Annotated in this window: 1 tRNA gene and 2 pseudogenes; 2 read left to right on the top strand and 1 reads right to left on the bottom strand. The window is 48.6% G+C overall.

The features are described from left to right. Positions 1-108: 108 nt before the first annotated feature. Positions 109-221: pseudogene (locus F4V72_RS24895) on the top strand (phage integrase N-terminal domain-containing protein); the annotation flags it as partial. Here F4V72_RS24895 and F4V72_RS24580 read toward each other — a convergent pair. Beyond that, a pseudogene (locus F4V72_RS24580) lies at positions 216-296 on the bottom strand (hypothetical protein); the annotation flags it as partial. The pseudogenes F4V72_RS24895 and F4V72_RS24580 sit on opposite strands and share 6 nt — an antisense overlap. Before the next feature lie 286 nt (positions 297-582). Here F4V72_RS24580 and F4V72_RS23950 point away from each other — a divergent pair. Then, positions 583-658 (top strand) — tRNA-Asn (locus F4V72_RS23950). The last annotated feature ends 169 nt before the right edge of the window (positions 659-827 follow it).

Here is an 827-nt window from a genome sequence, read left to right on the forward strand (position 1 = left end):
GGCAGTCCATACCGAGTACTGGCTGAAACTCCCTGTACCTCAACAAGCTGCCACTCCGGCGTGAAGGTATCGTTCTGGCGCAGCCAAAAAGCATACGCCGGAGACTGTTTGTGTTTTCAAAATCATGGGGGAAAGGGTACGGGCAGGTTAGGCAGTGAAATGAAGGCGCTGGCAAAGCACTGTGGCGGCAGCCTAAAACAGTAAACGATCGCCTCTATATGTAACACTTCCGCTGCCGGCATCAGGCTGCCTGTATCAACAATTTTCACAAAGTATTTTAAGCGTCTGAAGTTCATCCTGTCCCCTGCCTTTAATCTCTACGACGTAACGTCTTAGAATGCTTTGCAAAATGCCTGCCAGTTTTTCACGCCTCATCAGACGCAGGTACACAGCCATCACCATAAGGTCACAGCATTTGACCCGTAAAATTACAGACAAAGCTGCACCACGCCGGGGCACAAAGTATGGATTAGATCAAAACTTCAACGCTTTGTTGTTTTTGTCAGCAAACAAACGCGTAATCTTATTTCCCCCTTTGACAAGCCGATCGCACATCGTTACTATGCGCCTCGTTCACACGATTCCTCTGTAGTTCAGTCGGTAGAACGGCGGACTGTTAATCCGTATGTCACTGGTTCGAGTCCAGTCAGAGGAGCCAGATTTTAGTATTAAGACGCCTCAGTGAGTCTTAATACGTTATAAAACAAGCAGTTAGATTGACCCGGCTGTCCTGAAAAGGATTGCCGGGTTTTTTGATATCTGTAGTTTTCGGGGGGATTCATCGGGGGCCTCTCGGTTCGTTGAACGAATGGAGCCCCCCGCTATGG

The sequence above is a fragment of the Salmonella enterica subsp. diarizonae genome (genome assembly GCF_008692785.1).
Classification (GTDB): Bacteria; Pseudomonadota; Gammaproteobacteria; order Enterobacterales; family Enterobacteriaceae; genus Salmonella; species Salmonella diarizonae.